This is a genomic window from Gluconobacter sp. DsW_056 (assembly GCF_002153595.1).
Classification (GTDB): Bacteria; Pseudomonadota; Alphaproteobacteria; order Acetobacterales; family Acetobacteraceae; genus Gluconobacter; species Gluconobacter albidus.
In genome coordinates this window covers 106,434-126,563 of sequence record NZ_JOPF01000008.1, presented here as the reverse complement: position 1 = coordinate 126,563, position 20,130 = coordinate 106,434, and the positions used below count along the sequence as shown (strand labels likewise).

19 protein-coding genes are annotated in these 20,130 nt (G+C 61.3%); 10 read left to right on the top strand and 9 right to left on the bottom strand.

The features are described 5' to 3' along the window. Positions 1-84: 84 nt before the first annotated feature. Together HK22_RS06840 and HK22_RS06835 are read right to left on the bottom strand one after the other, a co-directional pair. A complete protein-coding gene (locus HK22_RS06840) occupies positions 85-561 on the bottom strand; it encodes a DNA polymerase III subunit chi (RefSeq protein WP_233142454.1) in 477 nt (158 codons plus the stop codon). Next, positions 545-2,017, bottom strand: coding sequence for a leucyl aminopeptidase (locus tag HK22_RS06835; RefSeq protein ID WP_086648753.1), 1,473 nt, complete (start codon positions 2,015-2,017; stop codon positions 545-547). The genes HK22_RS06840 and HK22_RS06835 overlap by 17 nt, the downstream gene beginning before the upstream one ends. A gap of 91 nt (positions 2,018-2,108) precedes the next feature. Between HK22_RS06835 and HK22_RS06830 the strand changes: the two genes are divergently transcribed. From HK22_RS06830 to rsmA, 9 genes are read left to right on the top strand one after another with little or no spacing between them, the layout of a single operon-like run. Then, positions 2,109-2,747, top strand: a complete 639-nt coding sequence (locus tag HK22_RS06830; protein WP_086648752.1) for a hypothetical protein — start codon at positions 2,109-2,111, stop codon at positions 2,745-2,747. Between the two features lie 53 nt (positions 2,748-2,800). Continuing rightward, positions 2,801-3,598 carry a 3'(2'),5'-bisphosphate nucleotidase CysQ gene (locus HK22_RS06825; RefSeq protein ID WP_086648751.1) on the top strand — a complete coding sequence of 266 codons (798 nt, stop codon included), beginning with the start codon at positions 2,801-2,803 and terminating at the stop codon, positions 3,596-3,598. Then, the gene (locus HK22_RS06820; RefSeq protein WP_062033157.1) at positions 3,595-4,620 is read left to right on the top strand and encodes an L-threonylcarbamoyladenylate synthase; all 1,026 of its coding nucleotides are present in this window, start codon (positions 3,595-3,597) and stop codon (positions 4,618-4,620) included. The genes HK22_RS06825 and HK22_RS06820 overlap by 4 nt, the downstream gene beginning before the upstream one ends. Before the next feature lie 2 nt (positions 4,621-4,622). Further along, positions 4,623-5,120: a hypothetical protein gene (locus HK22_RS06815; protein WP_086648750.1), complete on the top strand. Its 498-nt coding sequence runs from the start codon at positions 4,623-4,625 to the stop codon at positions 5,118-5,120. A 57-nt stretch (positions 5,121-5,177) separates the two neighbouring features. After that, on the top strand, positions 5,178-6,347 hold the full coding sequence (gene lptF, locus HK22_RS06810) for an LPS export ABC transporter permease LptF (protein ID WP_086648749.1): 1,170 nt from the start codon (positions 5,178-5,180) through the stop codon (positions 6,345-6,347). After that, complete coding sequence (gene lptG, locus HK22_RS06805) at positions 6,344-7,534, top strand: LPS export ABC transporter permease LptG (RefSeq protein WP_082780218.1); 1,191 nt, start codon at positions 6,344-6,346, stop codon at positions 7,532-7,534. Before lptF ends, lptG begins: the two co-directional genes overlap by 4 nt. Continuing rightward, the gene (locus HK22_RS06800; RefSeq protein ID WP_369827211.1) at positions 7,534-9,858 is read left to right on the top strand and encodes an LPS-assembly protein LptD; all 2,325 of its coding nucleotides are present in this window, start codon (positions 7,534-7,536) and stop codon (positions 9,856-9,858) included. The genes lptG and HK22_RS06800 overlap by 1 nt, the downstream gene beginning before the upstream one ends. Positions 9,859-9,860: 2 nt before the next feature. Then, entirely contained in the window at positions 9,861-11,219 is a 1,359-nt protein-coding gene (locus HK22_RS06795; protein ID WP_086648748.1) for a peptidylprolyl isomerase, read from the top strand. Between the two features lies 1 nt (position 11,220). Beyond that, positions 11,221-12,039 carry a 16S rRNA (adenine(1518)-N(6)/adenine(1519)-N(6))-dimethyltransferase RsmA gene (gene rsmA, locus HK22_RS06790; RefSeq protein WP_086648747.1) on the top strand — a complete coding sequence of 273 codons (819 nt, stop codon included), beginning with the start codon at positions 11,221-11,223 and terminating at the stop codon, positions 12,037-12,039. A gap of 6 nt (positions 12,040-12,045) precedes the next feature. On the opposite strand, the gene HK22_RS06785 is transcribed toward rsmA, so the two are convergent. The 7 genes from HK22_RS06785 to dnaG all read right to left on the bottom strand — a co-directional run bounded on the left by HK22_RS06785 (position 12,046) and on the right by dnaG (position 19,514). Next, positions 12,046-13,266: a cyclopropane-fatty-acyl-phospholipid synthase family protein gene (locus tag HK22_RS06785; RefSeq protein WP_086648746.1), complete on the bottom strand. Its 1,221-nt coding sequence runs from the start codon at positions 13,264-13,266 to the stop codon at positions 12,046-12,048. Positions 13,267-13,405: 139 nt separating this feature from the next. Then, a complete protein-coding gene (gene rplI / locus HK22_RS06780) occupies positions 13,406-13,996 on the bottom strand; it encodes a 50S ribosomal protein L9 (RefSeq protein ID WP_062110103.1) in 591 nt (196 codons plus the stop codon). Positions 13,997-14,006: 10 nt separating this feature from the next. After that, on the bottom strand, positions 14,007-14,297 hold the full coding sequence (gene rpsR / locus HK22_RS06775) for a 30S ribosomal protein S18 (protein WP_062033187.1): 291 nt from the start codon (positions 14,295-14,297) through the stop codon (positions 14,007-14,009). A 5-nt stretch (positions 14,298-14,302) separates the two neighbouring features. Further along, positions 14,303-14,785: a 30S ribosomal protein S6 gene (gene rpsF, locus HK22_RS06770; protein ID WP_062033192.1), complete on the bottom strand. Its 483-nt coding sequence runs from the start codon at positions 14,783-14,785 to the stop codon at positions 14,303-14,305. Positions 14,786-14,944: 159 nt separating this feature from the next. Next, positions 14,945-15,520 carry a GNAT family N-acetyltransferase gene (locus tag HK22_RS06765; protein WP_198945499.1) on the bottom strand — a complete coding sequence of 192 codons (576 nt, stop codon included), beginning with the start codon at positions 15,518-15,520 and terminating at the stop codon, positions 14,945-14,947. 21 nt (positions 15,521-15,541) lie between these two features. Then, positions 15,542-17,500 (bottom strand): RNA polymerase sigma factor RpoD, encoded by a 1,959-nt coding sequence (rpoD, locus tag HK22_RS06760; protein ID WP_062033200.1) that lies wholly within the window; start codon positions 17,498-17,500, stop codon positions 15,542-15,544. 166 nt (positions 17,501-17,666) lie between these two features. After that, entirely contained in the window at positions 17,667-19,514 is a 1,848-nt protein-coding gene (gene dnaG / locus HK22_RS06755) for a DNA primase (RefSeq protein ID WP_086648800.1), read from the bottom strand. 226 nt (positions 19,515-19,740) lie between these two features. Between dnaG and HK22_RS06750 the strand changes: the two genes are divergently transcribed. After that, a complete protein-coding gene (locus HK22_RS06750; protein WP_062110099.1) occupies positions 19,741-20,112 on the top strand; it encodes a hypothetical protein in 372 nt (123 codons plus the stop codon). Positions 20,113-20,130: the final 18 nt, after the last annotated feature.

Here is a 20,130-nt window from a genome sequence, read left to right as displayed (position 1 = left end):
GTCAGGCGTCCTCTCCAGTGACATGAAAGACGCCCCAGATCAGACGGCCCCTTCCATCAATGGCTTCAGACACACTTTGAAACCTTACCCTGCCTTTTTCCAGCCCCGCTCTTCCTGTTTCCAGTACACGAGACTGTGACCAAAGGATTTCATCGCAACCCAGCGGTCTCTTGCCCGCTGCACGGATTGCGAATTGCCACCATCAAACAGATCGAAAATCCGGGTGAAGGGCGCGAAATCATCCTCCCCCGCCCCATCGACCCGAAACAGGAAGCGCGCCCCATTCGGCACGTCTTCGCCTTCCGTCAGCCAGATCGGCTGCCGGGCCGCATGACCGTTCTTTGCAGTCCCATGCGGAAGCCATACCGGGTCCCGACACGCCCAGAGCGCCGTATCCAGCGCCATGACGGCGGCGGCATCCGGACAACGCACGAGCGCGCGCTCTCCCGCCTCCAGCGTCCGGCCCAGAAGGGCCGGAAGCGCCTCTTCAAGCGGCGTACGCGTCAGATGATAGAACCCGACATCCACAGTGTGATCCCGATCCTCAGGCGCTGGCTTCATGCGCCTTCACAAAACGGTCCAGCAGCCGCACGCCAAAGCCTGTCGCGCCCTTCGGCGCAATGGCGGACGCCTTGGTCTTCCAGGCCGTCCCGGCGATATCGAGATGCGCCCAGTCCGTGTCACCCACAAAGCGCTTGAGGAATTCCGCCGCAAGGATCGCGCTGCCCGGACGGCCGCCGATATTCTTCATGTCGGCAATATCGGAATCGATTTCACGGTTATAGGCCTCGCCCATCGGCATCCGCCACAGACCTTCACCCACCTGCGTTCCGGCCTCCGAAAGCCCCTTGGCCAGCGCATCGCTGTTGCTGAACAAACCGGCATTTTCATAGCCAAGGCTGACCACGATCGCGCCCGTCAGCGTGGCGAGATTGACCATGAGCTTCGGGTTGAACCGCTTGCGCGTGTAAGACAGCACATCCGCCAGAACGAGACGCCCTTCCGCATCGGTATTGAGGACTTCGATCGTCTGCCCGTCATAGGCCCGCACGATATCGCCCGGACGCTGCGCCCCGCCGGACACCATGTTCTCAACCAGCCCGACCACACCGATCGCATTGACCGGCGCCTTGCGACGGGCCAGCGCACTCATGAGGCCAATTACGGTCGCAGCGCCGCCCATATCGGTCTTCATCTCGTCCATGCCAGCCGCAGGCTTGATGGAAATGCCGCCACTGTCGAACGTCACACCCTTGCCGATGAACGCCAGAGGCGCCTCGCTGCCACCGCCATTGTGACGGACAATCACCGTCCGCGGCTTGTGAACACTGCCCTGCGCCACACCCAGAAGCGCACCGAAACCAAGCTCCGTCATGGCGTTTTCGTCCAGAACCTCAACCGTCAGGCCAAGCTCACGCAGGTCTTCAATCCGCTGCGTAAAGCTCTGGGGATAAAGCACATTCGGCGGCTCGCTCACGAGATTCCGCGTCAGGATCACACCCTGCGACACCGCATCCAGAGCCGTCCAGCGTGCCTTGGCTACCACCACGTCCGACACCGCGACGGTCAGAGCCTTCAGGACCGGACGCCCCCCGGGTTTCTTGGTGCGATACAGGTCGAAATCATAAGACGCCAGACGCGCGCCCAGCCCCGCTTCCGGAGCAAACTGTTCCAGCACCCCGGACACGACCAGGACCGCGCTTTCAACGCCATCCAGCAGCCGCACCGCCCGACCCGCAGCGTTCTCGACCGCCACGGCATCCACAGCGGCGCCACCCTTCGGCATCACCCCGACAAGAACGATCTGCGACAGCCCCTCAGCCGGAGCCGGCAGCACCACGCTCTGCCCGGCTTCCCCCTTGAACCCCTTCAGGGCAACGGCGCGCGACACCGCACCTGCCGTCGCCTTGTCCAGCGCCGAAAACGTCTCGCCACCCGCAGTCTCGCACAGCAACACAACCGCATGGGGCGCATCTGCTGAAAAAGCAGGAAGGGAATCGAAAATCACTGAAAGCATGATGGCCCTGTCGTCTGGAACATGAAATCGTCAGCTCCGTTATCGGAAACACCGCCCCGGCATACAAGCCCTCCCCCGAGAAAGACCTTCCATGCGCCGCACCGCCCTGAAGATCCTGCTCTGCTCCGCCGTCGCGCTCGGCCTCCCGAAAGGACATGCCGCTCCGGCCACGCCACGGATCACCGAAATTACGCCCATCCTGATCGGCAACAGCCCGGTAACCCTGCACCCGAAGGGCTTTCCCGCCGTGACGGTCACGCCGTTCTGGCGCGAAAACGGAAACGCATGGGGCTATCATCTCTATGCCGTCACCACCCCCGATGCCGAGCAGCCCGATCAGGCCGACCTCGTGGATACGCAGGACGCAACCCCCAACGGGCCGCTCACCGACATGCTTTCGGACAGTCCCCATACTGGCGAAGACGCGATCCAGACCGTCCATTTCGCCACGGCCTGGGTGAACGGACAACCGGGCCTTCTTCTGTTCATCACAACGCGCGATATGGGCGGCCATCCCGTCCCGCAGCCCAGCCCGGCGCATGTCCGGATCTATCAGCTGACACGCGAAGACGGCGAACCCGGCACCACGGCGTTCACTTTCAGGCCCCTGTCCACAATCGCATCACCGGTCACGACCTGCCATGCGGACATCGCCCTCAGCGCCGCGACAAAAATCCCGTTCGCAACATGGAACGGCCCTCATGAACCTGTGCCGACCTGTCCGCAGTAAAACCACCTGTATCAGCACATGACGCAAAAGCCTTCTTGGAGTAGTCTGGACGAATGACTTCCGCTTCCCTCATTACCGTCCCCGCGAACGATGACCGCGCCCTTCTGGATCTGGCATTCCGGCTCGCCTCCGAAGCCTCGGACATCATCAACGCTATCCGCGAACGCGGCTTTCGCACGGATATCAAGGACGATGCCTCTCCCGTCACGGAAGCGGACCATGCCTCCGAACATCATATCCTGTCAGGCCTGCGCGTGGCCTGTCCGTCCATTCCCGCAATCGGTGAGGAAGAAATGTCGGCCGGGATCCGCGTCACCGCAGGAGACGCCTACTGGCTGGTCGATCCGCTGGACGGCACGCGGGGCTTTGCATCGGGTGGCAGGGATTTCACGGTCAATATCGGCCTCGTCCGCCATGACCGCCCGGTTTTGGGCGTTGTGGCGCTTCCCGGTTACGGACTGATCTACAGCGGCGGTCAGGGCCTTGGCGCTCACCGGTGGGACGGCACCCACAACACCCCGATCCGGACCGCAACACCGTCTGCCGAGGGCCTGCGCGTGCTGGCCTCCAGCCATCATGGCGACCCGGAACTGCTGGAACGCTGGCTGGCGGGACGAAAAGTCGCGTCCATCGACAAACTGTCCTCTTCGGTCAAATTCATGCGCGTCGCGGAAGGATCGGCGGATTTCTATCCCCGCTTCGGCCCCACCATGGAATGGGACACAGCTGCTCCACAGGCCATTCTCGAAGCCGCAGGGGGCGCCCTTCTGGATGCAGACGGCCAGCCCCTGCGCTATGGCAAGCCCGGCCGACTGAATTCATCCTTTTACTGCACGGGAGGTGCATCTTGAGCGACACGCCGCATACCGAACGCCTGACAGCCACGCCCGAAGGTATCCGCCGCGCGGCGGAGCTTCTGAAAGCCGGAAAGCTTGTCGCCTTCGGTACCGAGACCGTCTACGGCCTTGGGGCCATCGCCTCGTCCGACACCGCTGTCGCCCGAATTTTCGCCGCCAAGGGACGTCCGCGCTTCAACCCGCTCATCAGCCACCTGCCCGATGCCGAAAGCGCCTTCGCACAGGCGTCGCTCAGCGGCAGGATGAAGGAAATCGCCCATACACTGGCCGAGCGGTTCTGGCCCGGCCCGCTGACGATGGTGCTGCCCCGCTCCCCGAACTCGACCGTCTCGGACCTCGCCGCCGCCGGGCTCTCCACGCTCGCCCTGCGTGTGCCGCGTGGAAAAACGGCACTGGCGCTCCTGCGCGAAGTGGGCGCGCCAGTTGCAGCACCATCCGCCAACGTCTCGGGCACCGTCAGCCCGTCCGACGCGTTCCACGTCCTGCGTTCGCTTGACGGCCGGATCGACGCGGTTCTGGATTCCGGCCCCTGTTCCATCGGCGTGGAAAGCACTGTGCTGGACCTGACCCGGAACGTGCCGGTTCTTCTGCGTCCGGGCGGAGTCACGCTCGAGGAACTGAACGATCTGTGCGGCCCGATCCGCCATCCAGACGATTTCGCCGAAATCGCCCCTGCCTCTCCCGGCAGACTGGCTTCGCATTATGCTCCCAGCCTACCCGTCAGGCTGGACGTGACCTCCATTGCGCCCGACGAGGCCCAGCTTGCTTTCGGCCGCCCGTTTCCCGGCGCGGGCCTGACATGGAACCTGAGCGAAAGCGGCAATCTTGAAGAAGCAGCGGCCCGTCTTTTCGCCGGACTGCGTTTTCTGGATGCAGAAGGCAGCCGACGCGGCCTGAAAACCATTGCGGCACAGACGATCCCCCGTCACGGGCTGGGCCTCGCGATCCGTGACCGTCTGCGCCGCGCGGCCGAACCCCGCACCGATACCCACGCAGACACCATGGCACCGTCCTGAGCATGGCCCGTGCGCCGGATCCCAAAGACATCGACCCGCGGGAAATCAAAATCCTCTCCGATATTCTGGCGCTGGTGCTGGACGAGCAGCCCGGCCATGCCGCCACGGCGCTGGAACGGATCCGCCAGATGGCCCGCCGCGACGGCGTCACGGGCGGCGCACTGAAAAACCTGCTCATCACGCGTATCGGCACCATCGCCCAGCGAGACACCGCAACGCGGGAAAGAGGCCTGCGCGAGCGCGTTCAGGATCTGGAACACCGCCTCAGCCAGAGCGAAACCGATACCCGCGCTGCCCAGCTCCGGCTCGGGCGCTGCCAGATGGACATGGGACTGCTTCAGGTGGAAGTGGCCACCTTCCGGATGCAGAAACCCTGGCGTTATATCGCTCTCACCTTCGCGGCGGGTGCAGGTCTTCTGGTCGGTATCGCCGGGACCCAATTCTACCACAGCCTGACGGACACAAGGGCGCCCATCGACCGGGCCGCCTATCTGCGATAGAAACTGTTTCGTTTTTTCGCCTTCCTCCCGCCACGCGCTAGGGATAGATGAAGGGCCATGGCCTCATCCTCCGGTACTTCCGGGCGGCAGATCCTGCCTCTGCTCGACCGCTACATTCTCCGTCAGCTCCTCATCGCCCTGCTGGCGCTGACCGGAGGTGCAACAGCCCTGATCTGGCTCACCCAGTCGCTGCATTTCGTCTCGATGGTGGTCCAGCACGGCCTGTCACTGCGCGTGTTCATCCAGCTCACCTCGCTGATGCTCCCGACCTTCATCGCCGTCATCCTTCCGATCACGACCTTTCTCGTGGTGCTGTTCACCTATCAGCGGATGGTCGGGGACCGGGAACTCACGGTCATGCGCGCCGCCGGGCGCTCCCCGCTGGAACTGGCCAGACCGGGACTGCTCTGCGCGTTTTTCTCAGTAGCATTGTGCTACACACTGACATTGTGGCTTGCCCCCATGTCCTACCACGCGTTTCACCGCTACGAATTCCAGATCCGCAACCGCATGGCGGCCTTCCTGCTTCAGGACGGCGTCTTCACCAGCCTTTCCGGAGACATGACCGTTTACGTCCGGGGAAGGACCAGCGACGGGCAGCTTCACGGCGTTCTGGTCGAAGACGACCGCAATCCCGATTCCCACACCACGATCCTCGCCGAGCGCGGCACCATGGTCGTGGTAAACGACCAGCCCCGCGTCGTCCTCTATGACGGCTCGCGTGAGGAAATCGACCGCCATACCGGACGACTGAACGTCCTGACCTTCGGACGCAACACCATCGACCTGACCTCAGGGCGCCGGAACAGTCACGAAGACAGGGACCCGGACGAGATGTCACTCCACGAACTGTTTCATCCCGACCCTCACGAAGTCTCCGAACGCGATCGCGGCAAAAACATCGTCGTGGGCTGGCGACGGCTTACCTCTCCCCTGACTGCCCTGTCCTTTGCGATGATCGGTCTGGTCACAGTGCTGCGTGGCGCGTTCTCCCGGCATGGCAATATCACCCGCCCCCTGACCGCCATCCTCACGGTCGTCGGTCTGCTGGCCCTCTCGCTCATGCTCCAGAACCTCGCCGGACGACATCTTGCGCTGGTGCCGCTCATCTGGCTTGAAGCCCTCCTGCCCGCAGTCGTCTGCGCCGTCCTGCTGTTTCTCGAACAGTGGACCGGAAGCGTGGAGCAGCCTGTCCCCCTGACTCCTTCGCCGGAGGCCTCCCGATGAGAAGCATCGCCTCTCCGCGTCTGGGCCCGTGGCTGACATCGTTGTTTCAGGTGTTCAGCACCCGCGACGACCACGCCGGTTTCTCCACGACACTGGCCATCTATATTGCCCGTCAGTTCATGCTCAGCACCCTGTCCATGGTGCTCGCCCTGACCGGACTGGTCTCGCTGTTCGATTTCATTGACCTGCTGCGCCGTGCGGCCACGCGACCCAATGTTCCGGCCAGCCTCGTCGTCAAGATCGCGGCGCTGCATGTGCCTTACTACATCATCTATGTCCTACCCTTCGGCATCCTGCTGGGCGGGATCGTCTGTTTTTCGCGCCTGACGCGTTCGTCCGAACTCATCGTCGCTCGCGCTGCCGGCATTTCTGCCTGGCAGTTCCTCGCCAGCCCGCTGGCCTGCGCGCTTCTGACAGGCCTGCTGACCACAACCGGTATTTCCGCCCTGTCGTCGAACATGTTCCGCAGCGCCGAGATGCTGGATCAGACCTATCTTCGCACCGGCGGAGGCCCCCTGACGCTGAACGGTGGCGCCCTGTGGCTCAGACAGTCCGATGACGGGCTGGTTCCTCACGGCGTTGCGATCCTGCACGCGCAAGACGTCCATCTCGTCAACGGCGCATTGAACGTTTCCGGTGTTTCAATCTTCCGCCTCGACGACCGGGACCGCCTGATCCTGCGCGTCGAATCTCCCAATGGCGCTCTGGGCGACCACCAGTGGCTGCTGCACGATACCTCCGTACTGCACCCCGATCACCTGCCCCAGAAGATCGGTGACATGACCCTCCCCTCCGACCTGACAGTCGGTCGTGTACAGGAAAGTTTCGCCTCCCCCGACACCCTGTCGGTCTTCGCGCTTCCGGGGTTCATTAACCTTCTGGAGCGCTCGGGATTTCCCTCGATCCGGCACAGACTTCATTTCCAGTCGCTGCTGGCCCTTCCCATTCTGGCCGGGACCATGGCATTGGTATCTGCAGGCTTCTCGATGCGTCCGACACGGCGCGGCGGCGTAGCCCGGATGCTGGGATCGGGAATTGCCGCAGGCTTTGCGCTGTTCACCATCTCGAAAGTGGCCGAACAGTTTGGTGAATCCGGTGCGTTGCCGCCGGTTCTTGCGGCATGGGCGCCGACAGGTGCGGGGCTCTGCCTCGCCGTGGCGCTTCTGCTGCACATGGAGGATGGTTGATGACGGTGCCCCTGTGGCTCCCAGCACGCGCCCGCAGACGCGCTTCGTTCGTCGGTGCCACACTGATGGCTGGAACCGCGCTCGTGGCGCCGCAGAAAATGTCTGCCAACACGATGCAGCGCGACAACTCCCATATCATCGTCGTCGGAAAACCCACCTCCCAGACTGATCCCCTGACCTATCTCGCCGATAGCGAAAGCTATGCGAAGAACGGTCTGATCACATGGGACGGCAATGTGCGCGTCTGGCAGGGCGACCACGCCATGCGCGCGGACCGCGTGACCTATGACCGCAGCACCGGCATCCTTTCGGCAAAGGGTCATGTCGCGGTCGTGGAACCCGACGGCAGCACGACCTATGCCGATTATGTTGAGTTCAGCCACGGCATGCATGACGGCATCGGCAGTGGCATCTATATCCGCATGGAAGACAACGCCAAACTGGCCGGCAACGGCATGCGCCGTACGAACGGAATGCTCAATGACCTGACGCACGCCGTCTATACGGCCTGCAAAATCTGCGAGAAGAACCCCGACCTGCCGCCGTTCTGGCAGTTCCAAGCCTACGACGCGACGCAGGACGTACAACACAAGCGGCTCGAATTCGATCACGCCTGGCTCAAGATGCTCGGCCTGCCGGTCTTCTATTTCCCGTTCTTCTCCATGACCGACCCGTCCGTGAAACGCCAGAGCGGCTTCCTGATGCCGGGAATCAGCCCGCATGACCGCTATCTCGGCACCTATTTTACACTCCCCTATTTCTGGGCGATAGATGAACAGCAGGATCTGACGGTCAGGGGCCTCGTTTCCACCAAAACCGGCCCGGAACTGACCGCGCAGTACCGCAACCGTCTCAACTTCGGCTCCATCGATGTGACCGGTGGCGTCGCCTACGACACCCATGACGAAAACCGCTACACGAACACCTTCGGCAACAATGTCGGTTCGTCCAACGAATACGGCATTCAGGGTTATGTATTCGGTCGGGGCAATTTTGCCCTCAATCGCAACTGGCAGCTCGGCGCCAACATCAACGTCGCCAGTTCCGCCAACTATATGCGTGACTACCGCGTTCCCGGCTACGGTCAGGAAATGCTGAACTCCAACCTGTTCCTTGAAGGATACGGCGTCGGCTCCTACCTGCGCTTCGATGGACAGGCCTATCAGGGCCTGAACCAGGGCGTCATCCGCAACTCGGATCTGCCCTGGGCGCTGCCGCGACTGACCTACGCCTTTCAGGGGCAGCCTGACATGTTCGGCGGTCGACTCAGCGTACAGACGACCGATTTCAACCTGTACCGAAAAAACGGCATAAACGATCAGCGTGGCCAGGCCGCCATCCAGTGGGACCGTCCGTTCCACAACAAACTCGGCCAGCAGTTCCTGCTGACGGCGCGGATCGATTCGATGGTCTATCACGCCACGCAGGCCTACCAGCAGCCGACCTACTACATGAATGCTGGCGGCAACCATCTCGTGGGACAGGTCCAGCCGACCATCGCCCTGCGCATGAACTGGCCGTTCCTGCGCAGCTTCGCGAAGGGACACGGCTCCCAGATTCTGGAACCCATCGCCCAGATCATCGCCGCCCCCAACACCGGCAACTCGCAGAACCGCCACCTGCCTAACGAAGACAGTCTGTCCTACGAGTTCACGGACACGACGCTGTTTTCCCTCAACCGCTATCTCGGAACCGACCGTCTTGACGGTGGCCTGCGCGCCAATGTCGGCATCCACCAGAACTGGTCTTGGAACGGCCATGCGATCGACATGCTCATCGGCGAAAGCTTCCAGCAGCATATCGACCATAACCGCCTGCCCTATTCCGGCCTCGACCATCACCTGTCTGACCCGGTGGCCCGCCTACGTGTCAGCCCGAACCAGTATGTGGATGTGACGGCCCGTGGCCGTTTCAATCCCTGGACACACCAGTTCGATTACGGCGAAGGCCTGATCAGCACAGGCGTTCCAATGTTCCGTCTGACGGGCGGCTATGTGTATGCACCCGTGACGCCGTATTATTATTACGCCACGGATTTCCGCGAATACGGCCCGAACGCGCCGTACATGGTCAAAACCAGCGAAGTGACAGGAGGTTTCTCCACCCACTGGCGCAATTATCATGCATCGGGTTTCTTCCGCCGCAGCCTGTCCCGGAAACAGTTCGTCGCCAACGGCGGCACAATCGGCTATTCCAATGACTGTTTCGGGCTGGATATCATGTATATCAAACAATACACCCGTATCGGCGGCGAACAGCGTAACGAGACCATCCTCTTCAACTTCACGTTCAAGACGATCGGCACCTTCGGAATCAACGGTTGAGCATGTCCAAGACCCATTGCACCGCATCCACGGCCCTGGCTGTCCTTCTGGCTTTCTCGGCCACTCTCCCGGCTATGGCCGCTCCGCACCACAAGGCGGCCATAAAACCTGCCGCCACCAAAGAGGCCGCAGCCCCAGTAAAGCCTCCTGAAGACCAGATTCTGGCAGTCATCAACGGCCAGGTTCTCACGCAGCGTGACGTGGATAACCGCGCAAAGCTCTTCGTGCTTTCAACCGGCCTGCCCATCAGCCCGGAAATTATGGGGCGCATGCGTGGCCAGATCATCCATCAGCTGATCGACGAACGCCTGAAAACGCAGGAAATCCTCAAGCGCCACATCAATGTGGAGCCTGATCAGATTGCAGCCGCGATCGCCAATATCGAGCAGCGCAACGGGATGCCAAAGAACGCCCTGCGCAACCGTCTCGCCTCAGACGGCGTCTCGCTTACGACACTGATTGACCAGATCCGCGTTCAGATCGGCTGGATGCAGGTGCTGCGCGAAAAGCTCGGCGAAGAAGGTCGGATTACGGCAACCCAGATCAGCCAGCGCGAACAGGCGCTTCAGGCAGAACAGGGACGTGCCCAGTATTTCATGAGTGAAATTTTCGTCCCCGTCGCCGATCCCCGCCATGACGACGCCGAACTCGCCTTCACCAAAACCATCATCTCCCAGCTCCGCGAAGGCGCACCGTTCCCGATCGTGGCGGCCCAGTTTTCGCAGGCCCAGTCTGCCCTTGATGGCGGCTCCATGGGCTGGGTCCAAGAAGATAACCTCGATCCGCAGGTCGTCAACATCGTGCGCCAGATGCCGATCGGCGCCATCTCCAATCCCATTCAGGTCGCGGGCGGCTTCGTGATCGCCACCGTTCAGGCCAAGCGCGTGGTCGGCAAGCAGATGGGCACCCAACTTGACCTGAGACAGGCATTTTTCCCGTTCGATGCACCTCTGAACCCGCAGAACCCCACCGAACAGCAGCGCGCAGCCCTGCAGAAAGCAACCTCTGCAGTCCAGACGGTTCATAGTTGTGACGCCATGGAAGCGCTCAACAAGTCTCTGGGTGAAAAGCGCCCCGGAAATCCCGGTTCGCAGATTCTGGAGCGTCTTATGCCCCAGATGAAGTCGGTTCTCGAATCGCTGCCTCCCAACAAGGTCAGCCGCCCGCTGGTCTCGATGGACGGTATCGCCCTGCTCATGGTCTGCAACCGGCAGGAAAAGAACCTGGCGCAGCAAAGCCCCAGCGAAATCGCAGATCAGCTTATGAACGAACATGTCGAGCAGGCCTCACGCCAGCTTCAGCGTGACCTCCAGCGCCGCGCCATCATCGAGATGCGTCCCGCCGCCAAGGCTACCAACTGACGTGTCTCTTCCCTCACTGCGCGACACCATTCAGATCCATGGTCTGGATGCCAAGAAATCCCTCGGCCAGCACTTCCTTCTTGATCCGGGCATCTGCGCCCGGATTGCAGGCCTCGGCGGCGACCTGACCGGACGCAGCGTTATTGAAATTGGTCCAGGCCCCGGTGGCCTGACCCGTGCTTTGCTGGACACGCCCGCCACCCGCGTCGATGTGGTGGAAATCGACGAACGCGCCTGGCCCCTTCTGGACGAACTGGCAACCTACTATCCAGGCCGCCTGCATGTCGTCCGCGAGGACGCCCTGAAGCTGGATGCTGCCACCCTCGCCCCTGCACCACGCCAGATCATCGCCAATCTGCCCTATAACGTCGCCACGCCTCTCCTGGTCGGATGGCTGCGACAGGCCGCACAATGGGAACGGCTGTCGCTGATGTTTCAGCTCGAAGTCGCCGAGCGGATCTGCGCGGAACCGGGCAGTTCGGCTTATGGGCGCCTCGCAGTGCTGGCCCAGTGGTGCGCCACATGCTCGGTCGCCCTGCGCATCCCGCCCGGAGCGTTCTCCCCCCCCCCCAAAGTCCACTCCGCAGTGGCCGTCATCATCCCACACGCCGAGCAGCCGTCCCCGCAATTGTTCCGCGCCATGGAACAGGTCACGGCCGCAGCTTTCGGACAACGCCGAAAGATGCTGCGCTCTTCGCTGAAATCCATTGGCGGCGAACGCCTTCTGGAAAAAGCTGGGATCGAGCCGACCCGCCGCGCCGAAACCCTCTCGGTCGCCGAATTCGCACGGCTGGCTGAACTCAATCTCGCCAGCCGCTGAGAACTCTTACCGGTTCGCGCTCTCCCGTTCACGCTCGAACATATAATCCCGCGTGAACGGCACAGCGTCGATGGATCGCGTCAGCTGAAGCTGGAAGTTCATGTGCCCCTGCACCCGGAACGACAGTTCTGCCCCCACCAGATAGAACTCGAACATCCGGACAAACCGCTCGTCATACAGCGCCCGTATTTTCTCACGGTTGGCATCGAAGCGCTTGCGCCATTCCGCCAGCGTGCGCGCATAATGCAGACGCAGCACCTCACAGTCCGTCATCCACAGACCTGACCGCTCAATCGCTGCCAACGTCTCGCTCAGGGCCGGTGAATACCCGCCCGGAAAAATGTATTTCTGGATCCAAGGATTGGTCGTGCCCGGTCCGTCCATCCGTCCAATGGAATGGATCAGCGCCACGCCGTCCGGCTTCAGACAGGCTTTCACTTTCTGAAAAAAAGCCTCGAACTGCGGTGGCCCCACATGTTCGAACATGCCCACCGAAACAATCCGGTCAAACTGCTGATGCAGATTGCGGTAATCAATCAGTTCAAACCGGACCTGCCCGTCAAGCCCTGCGTCCTTCGCCCGCTGCCGCGCCACACCAAGCTGCTCGCGTGACAGCGTGATACCCAGAACCCGCGCGCCGTAATCCTTCGCCAGCGTCAGAGCCATTCCGCCCCAGCCACACCCGATATCCAGCACATCAAGCCCCGGCCGATCCAGATTGAGCTTGGACGCGATATGCCGCTTCTTGGCAGCCTGTGCCTCCTCCAGCGTCATGTCCTCACGCTCGAAATATGCACAGGAATACTGCCGGTCCTCGTCCAGAAACAGATCGTACAGCGTACCGTTTAAATCATAGTGATGCGCCACATTGCTTCGGGATGTCTTCAGGGAATTCAGCGTCTTCCAGGCCCGGGTAACATAACGCAGACGATCCTCGATTTCCTCGAAGACATGACCATGACTGTTGATGTTTTCCATCAGAACCGTCAGCAGCGTTTCAAGCGTACATCCGTCGGGCACGATGCTGCCCGCCATGTATTCCTCACCGAAGGCAAGACCGGAATTGACGATCAGGGCGCGTTCGGCCTGCTTTGTCCGAAGATGCAGACCAGCCTCAAGTCCCGGCTTTGATCCGCGATAGGTGCGGACAATACCATCGCTGAATACGACTCGCAGGCTTCCCGTCTGAATGAATTTCCGCAAGACAAAATCCAGAATCCGCTTCATTCCGATCTCCTGTTTCCAATACCGGGAAAAAGCCTCAGCGGGCCTGTAGTTGTATCCTGCCAGTCAAATGGACATAAAAAAACCCGGCTCGGGAATATTCCCGGCCGGGTTCTTTAAAACGAAATCAGCGGTAAAAGCCTCAGGCTTCTTCCGATGCCTCGCCAGCTTCGGCAGCAGCCTCTTCGGCGGCATTCTCAGCCTGCAGGTCACCAAGGATGTTCTCATCCTCGTCCTGCACGCCGATTGCTTCGCCACGAGCCTGACGCTCTGCTTCTTCAGCGGAACGGGCAACGTTAACCGTCAGCGGAATGGACACTTCCGGATGCAGCACAACGCGTGCTTCCGTCAGGCCAAGCTGCTTGATCGGGTGCGCCAGAACAACCTGCTGACGCGAAATCGTCAGGCCGGCATCCGTAGCGGCAACCGCGATGTCGCGGGTGCTGACAGAACCATACAGGCTGCCACTGTCGCCAGCCTGACGGATGACAACAACGGACAGCTCGTGCATGCGCTCGGCAAGGCGCTCGGCCTCTTCACGCTTCTTGAGGTTCTGGGCCTCAAGCTGGGCGCGCTCGGTCTCGAAACGCTTCTTGTTGGCAACCGTGGCGCGCATGGCCTTGGCCTGGGGCAGCAGGAAGTTACGGGCATAGCCCGGCTTCACGTGCACCAGGTCACCCATCTGGCCGAGATGCTCGACCCGCTGCAGCAGGATCAGTGCGGTCTGGGACATGATGCTCTCCTCAGTTCACAACGTAGGGGAGCAGGGCGAGGAAACGGGCGCGCTTGATCGCCTGTGCCAGCTCACGCTGCTTCTTGGCCGAAACGGCCGTGATGCGGCTCGGCACGATCTTGCCGCGCTCCGAAAGGAAGCGGCTCAGCAGACGCACGTCCTTGTAGTCGATCTTCGGGGCATTGGCACCGGAGAACGGGCAGGACTTGCGACGACGGTAGAACGGACGACGTGCGCCAACTGCCGTGCGACGGGCAGCGGGGTTCACTTCGTTTACGTCGGGAGTGATGGTGTCAGACATGATTCTTACTCCGCTCCAGCCGTCTCGCGAACATCGTCATGCTCGCCACGTGCACGATATTCCTCACGATCTTCGCTGCTGCGACGGGGACCGCCACGGCCGCTCTCGAAACGACCAGCCGGCTTGGAGCCGCCACGGAAGTTACCGCGATCGCCACGATCGTCGCTCTTGCGAGCCAGAACCGGAGAGGGGTTCTCGTCGATCTCGTCAACGCGCAGCGTGAGAACGCGCAGCACGTCTTCGTTCAGGCCGAGCTGGCGCTCTACTTCGCGCAGCGTGTCGGGGGTGCAGTCAAGGCCCAGCAGGACGTAATGGCCCTTGCGGTTCTTCTTGATGCGGTATGCGAGGGAACGCAGGCCCCAGAACTCACGCTTCTGGATGGAACCGCCGTTGTCCTTGAGCAGGGTTTCGATGGTCTCGACCAGGGTTTCCACCTGAGCCTGCGACACATCATTACGTGCGATGAGCACGCTTTCATACAATGGCATGAAGACTCCCTTCGGATTGGGTCAACCCGCGACTGGTCCCGGCCCATGCCGGAAACAGGGCCCATGTTTCAGGGCACGGGTATAGCCGGTGCGATGCCACATCGCCCGGCAGGGAAAGGCGGCATTAATCACGCACAGCCCCCAAAAGCAAGCCTTAACTCAGAGTCGCTTCAGCCTTTCCGGCACATATTCGTCTGGAACGTCCCATGTTTCAGACACGACATGCCGGACGGAAAATCCCGCCCGACGATAATTCGGCAGTGCATTGGGATGGTCCAGCGTGCAGGTATTGACCCTCAGCCTCCAGCTCCCTGCCCCGAACGCCCGCGCAACGGCATGGTCGAGAAGCACCCGTCCGAGCCCGCGCCCCATCGCCTGCGGCAGAAGACCAAAATAGGCCAGATTGGCATCCCCGCCCTGCCGAAGATCCAGCTCATAGAAACCCGCCGGTTCACCGCTGCTGTCACGTAGAACCATGAAATGAACGGCTGGATCGTGGAGGATTTCTCCCAGTTCCGCATCCGGCATCGACCGGCGCATCCACCAGCAGTAATCCTGCCCCACTGTCAGATACAGAAAGCGGTAGAGCGCGACTGCCTCATCCCCCGTCATACGAGAGAGAGAAAACCCCTCCGGCAGAACCGGAGACGGCCGGGACGAACACACCTCCAGAAAAGTGACATCCACCGCAAGACGGGTGGATGCCCCTTTCGGCCTGAGCCAGTCCGGCAACACCGCCGCGCGCTCTCAGGCGGCTCAGTTGTCGTCGAGGAAGGAGCGCAGCTTGCGCGAACGGCTCGGATGCTTGAGCTTGCGCAAAGCCTTCGCTTCGATCTGACGGATACGCTCACGCGTGACGTTGAACTGCTGGCCCACTTCCTCAAGGGTGTGGTCCGTGTTCATGCCAATGCCGAAGCGCATCCGCAACACGCGCTCTTCACGCGGCGTCAGGGACGCCAGAACGCGTGTCGTGGCTTCACGCAGATTCGTCTGGATCGCAGCATCCAGCGGAATAACGGCCGTCTTGTCCTCGATGAAATCACCGAGGTGGCTGTCTTCCTCGTCACCAATCGGCGTCTCAAGCGAGATCGGCTCCTTGGCGATCTTCAGGACCTTGCGTACCTTTTCAAGCGGCATGCCCAGCTTCTCGGCCAGCTCTTCCGGAGCCGGCTCGCGCCCGATTTCATGCAGCATCTGACGCGACGTGCGGACCAGCTTGTTGATCGTCTCGATCATATGGACCGGAATACGGATCGTCTTGGCCTGATCCGCGATGGAACGCGTGATCGCCTGACGGATCCACCAGGTCGCATAGGTCGAGAACTTGTAACCGCGACGGTACTCGAACTTGTCCACGGCCTTCATCAGGCCGATATTGCCTTCCTGGATCAGATCCAGGAACTGCAGACCACGGTTCGTGTATTTCTTGGCGATCGAGATCACCAGACGCAGGTTCGCCTCGATCATTTCCTTCTTGGCACGCGTGGAATCACGCTCGCCACGGGAAACGGTCGCATAAACGCGGCGGAACTCGCCAACCGGCAGGCCCGTCTCATGCGACAGCGCTGCAATCTCGCCACGTAGATTGCGCAGCTGGTCCATGTGCTTGGTCGTCAGGTTCTTCCAGCCCTTGCCTGGCAGCGCGGAAATGCTGTCCAGCCAGGTCGGATCCAGTTCGCGGCTGCGATACTTGATGAGGAAGTCATCGCGCGAAATCTTGCAGTTCTCGGCCAGACGCATCATCCGGCCTTCAACGCCGTTCAGCTTCTGGACCTGCATCTTGATCTGCGCGACCAGTTCCTCGATCCGGTTGTTGTGCAGATGCACCTGCTCAACCAGACTGACCAGCTCATGACGCAGCTTTTCATAGGTCTGCTCGGACTTGTCCGAGTGATCCTCGCCGCCCGTCAGGGCTTCAATACGCTTGATCTGGATCTTGCGCAGCTTATGATACAGCGGCTCGATGGCTTCAAAACGGGCCAGGATTTCCGGCTTCAGCTTTTCTTCCAGCGCCGACAGGGACAGGCCACTGCCTTCCTGCTGCTCGCCGTCGCCCTCTTCGCTCTCGTCCTCGGCCTTGTCGTCCTCTTCAGACGCCTCATCGCCCTCTTCACCCTCGACCGCATCGGGGTCGGGACCACCCCCCTGACTGGCCTCGAGATCCACGATGTCACGCAGGAGCATCTCGCCGTCCTTGAGGCGCTCATGCCAGGAAATGATAGCGCGAATCGTCAACGGGCTCTCGCACAGGCCGCCGATCATCTCATCGCGACCCGCTTCGATCCGCTTGGCGATCGCAATTTCGCCTTCGCGCGACAGCAGCTCGACCGAACCCATCTCACGCAGATACATCCGGACCGGATCATCCGTGCGGCTGGCAGCCTCGGCATCGACGTTGCCGCCCTGAGGGCCTTCGGCTTCCTCGGTCTCAGCTTCGGCTTCCTTTTCAGCAGGGCCCTCGGCTTCGTCCTGTTCCTCGTTCTCGATGACCTGAATGCCCATTTCCGACAGGGCCGCCATAATGTCCTCGATCTGCTCCGAAGACATCTGGTCCTGCGGCAGGACCGCATTCAGTTCATCAAAAGTAATATGCCCGCGTTCACGCCCTTTGGCGATCAGCCGCTTGACGGCAGCGGACTGCGTATCAAGGAGAGTGGTATCCCCCTCCTGTTCCTGCGCGTTCCGATCCGTTCCAGAGGCTGTTTTCGTCGCCATTCGTATCTCCGTCAACTCCGCCGCGAGTTAGCAATCCGGCAGCGTGCAGGTGGTCGATCCTTCGCCCGAAGTCAAGATTGCGGCTCCAAAGAATGCAACCTTTCGGGAATAAAAGTCGTTCCGATTCCATTTCTTTACAACAAGCCCTGCCGCTACATTAGTCCAGTCACTCTCCGACTCTCTCTCCGCTTTTCAAAGCGTCGCGCACACGCAGCCGGGTCATAAGCGCACTGGGGAAGCGCAGTCCGCTCTGGCCATTCTCGTCCACAAAAGACTCTATGTCACCATTCACCACGGCTTTGGTCACATCTTCTTCAAGAGTGCGCTCGAAGGTCTGAAAATTGACCAAGGCATAAAAATGCCACCAACTTTCAATGACATCCACCGTCAAAACCTCGTCTCGGACCTTCCCGTCTCCCACACTTCGTGGCAACGGCCCGCTTTTCAGCGCCTCGGCCAGATCCGTCAGTCCATGTCCCTCAAGCCAGGCCATGCAGCTCTCTTCCGTCAGGGCATCGCGCCCCTCTTCCTGACAGGACCAGTCCAGAAGAGCCGAGCGCAAACGATCCAGATCGGACGGAAGAGAAAGCCCCGCATAGGCCTGTTCCACTTCCGGAAGGATATCAGGATGCCGCAGGAGCATTGCCGTCATGATGTTGAGCCGCTCCACATTCCCCGACTCCACATCGCGCATCGCGCCGGGGGCCTGCGTGGACAGCTTCAGACTTTCGCCACCCTTGCGCTGGAAAGTCTTTTTTCGCCTGAAACGCTCGAAGAACATGTCCAGCAGCGTGCTGCGATATTCCGAAGCCAACGCCCTGTCCGGGATCAGCTTCGACAGCGTCACCAGCTTTTCCCGCAGCGCCGCCCGCTGATCCGGCCCTGGATCGACCAGCCCCGCAGTCAGGAGCCCGAACAGTTCCTCCGCCATGGACGTCGCCCCGGACAGAGCCTCCTGCATGGCCCGCGGTCCACGGCTGCGGATCAGACTGTCCGGATCGTCCTTCGCGTCCAGCCGGCAGAAGCGGATCGTCCGTTCCGGTGAAAGCAGCGGCAGCGAAACTTCACACACACGAAGCGCCGCCCGAGCCCCTGCCGCATCGCCGTCCAGACACAGGATCGGCGACGGCGACATGCGCCACAGCAGTTCAAGCTGCTCCTCCCCCATCGCGGTGCCCAGAGGGGCGACTGCCCCCCCAAACCCGGCCTGATCCAGGGCGATCACGTCCATATACCCCTCGACCACCACGAGATCCGCTCCGCGATGCACGCCCTCCCGTGCCAGATTGAGATTGAACAATGTCCGCCGCTTGGAAAACAGCGCCGTCTCCGGACCATTGAGATATTTGGGCTGCCCGTCTCCCAGCGTCCGCGCGCCGAAGGACATCATCCGCCCCCGCCGATCGCGGATGGGGAACGTCACACGGTTGAAGAACAGTTCCCCCTTCGGAGCCCCCTGCTCGTCCACCCGCATGACACCTGCACGGATCAGCATTTCGACGCTCACGCCATGCGGCCGCAGTTCGTCCAGCAACTGCCGCCCGTCCCCTGACCAGCCCAGACCAAACCGCTCGATCGTCTGATCCGTCAGGCCCCGTCCACGCAGGTAGGCCAGCCCTTCGCGTCCCTCCGGACGATACAGACGGCGGCGGTAACTTTCCTGCACCAGATTCAGAACATCGCCCAGAGACTGCGCTTCGCGCGCGCGCGCCTCGGTGCGCGGATCCGCTTTCGGGACCTCAAGCCCGGCCTCAGAGGCAAGCTGTTCGACCGCTTCGGGAAAACTGCGCCCCTCGCTCTGCATCACATAAGAGATCGCATCTCCATGCACACCGCAGCCAAAGCAATGGAAATGATCGTCATAAATGTAGAAGGACGGCGTTTTTTCGCCGTGAAACGGGCAGCAGGTTTTCCAGTTCCGCCCAGACCTCACCAGCTTGTTGCGGCGCCCGATCAGCGACGGAAGCGGCGTCCTGTTCCGTAATTCATCCAGAAAGGCCGCATCAATTGCCATGGGCAGAAAGAGCCTTTCATGCACGTCAGAGAGAAGAACCATAAGCGCATACAGCGCCAGCGCTCATGTTTAAAGGAAACTTTCTTCCAGAATCCACATCCGTCACACCCCGTTTCAGATTCCTGCCCCTGCCCGGCCTGTTGTTCCGGATGCAGGGTTAAGGCATGCTTAAAGCCCTCTCTCTGCTGCCGGGTGCTCCGGCAGTTTTGAACAACAGGAAGCATTCATGAAAAAGTACCTGATGCTTGCAGCCGCAACCGGCCTGCTGGCGACGTCGCTTACGACAGCGCAGGCAGAACCAGGCGGATGCCTCAAATACGGTGCCGCCGGTGCCGTCGGCGGACACGTCGCCAACCATCATGGCGTTCTGGGTGCCATGGGCGGCTGCGTGACCGGCATGTATGTGCGTCACCGCTACCGCAAGGAAGCCCGCGCCAAGGCGGCCCTGTACGATCAGGAACACCCGGGCGCCAAGGGTTCTTACGAAGAAAAGGCAACGGCTTATGACGTGGAACACTCCACAAAGCCCGGCCAGATGACCGGCACGACACCTTCAACCACCGCGCCTGCCGCAACGGCTCCGGCGCAGCCCCAGTAAGCACACCACACCGGGCTT

Coding starts and splice junctions, on each gene's coding strand:
- lptF (WP_086648749.1), top strand. CDS start 5,178: ATGGCCTCATCCTCCGGTACTTCCGGGCGGCAGATCCTGCCTCTGCTC.
- HK22_RS06750 (WP_062110099.1), top strand. CDS start 19,741: ATGAAAAAGTACCTGATGCTTGCAGCCGCAACCGGCCTGCTGGCGACG.
- HK22_RS06840 (WP_233142454.1), bottom strand. CDS start 561: ATGAAGCCAGCGCCTGAGGATCGGGATCACACTGTGGATGTCGGGTTC.
- HK22_RS06825 (WP_086648751.1), top strand. CDS start 2,801: ATGACTTCCGCTTCCCTCATTACCGTCCCCGCGAACGATGACCGCGCC.
- HK22_RS06800 (WP_369827211.1), top strand. CDS start 7,534: ATGACGGTGCCCCTGTGGCTCCCAGCACGCGCCCGCAGACGCGCTTCG.
- HK22_RS06815 (WP_086648750.1), top strand. CDS start 4,623: ATGGCCCGTGCGCCGGATCCCAAAGACATCGACCCGCGGGAAATCAAA.
- HK22_RS06830 (WP_086648752.1), top strand. CDS start 2,109: ATGCGCCGCACCGCCCTGAAGATCCTGCTCTGCTCCGCCGTCGCGCTC.
- HK22_RS06835 (WP_086648753.1), bottom strand. CDS start 2,017: ATGCTTTCAGTGATTTTCGATTCCCTTCCTGCTTTTTCAGCAGATGCG.
- rpsF (WP_062033192.1), bottom strand. CDS start 14,785: ATGCCATTGTATGAAAGCGTGCTCATCGCACGTAATGATGTGTCGCAG.
- rpoD (WP_062033200.1), bottom strand. CDS start 17,500: ATGGCGACGAAAACAGCCTCTGGAACGGATCGGAACGCGCAGGAACAG.
- rpsR (WP_062033187.1), bottom strand. CDS start 14,297: ATGTCTGACACCATCACTCCCGACGTAAACGAAGTGAACCCCGCTGCC.
- lptG (WP_082780218.1), top strand. CDS start 6,344: ATGAGAAGCATCGCCTCTCCGCGTCTGGGCCCGTGGCTGACATCGTTG.
- rplI (WP_062110103.1), bottom strand. CDS start 13,996: ATGTCCCAGACCGCACTGATCCTGCTGCAGCGGGTCGAGCATCTCGGC.
- HK22_RS06785 (WP_086648746.1), bottom strand. CDS start 13,266: ATGAAGCGGATTCTGGATTTTGTCTTGCGGAAATTCATTCAGACGGGA.
- dnaG (WP_086648800.1), bottom strand. CDS start 19,514: ATGGCAATTGATGCGGCCTTTCTGGATGAATTACGGAACAGGACGCCG.
- HK22_RS06795 (WP_086648748.1), top strand. CDS start 9,861: ATGTCCAAGACCCATTGCACCGCATCCACGGCCCTGGCTGTCCTTCTG.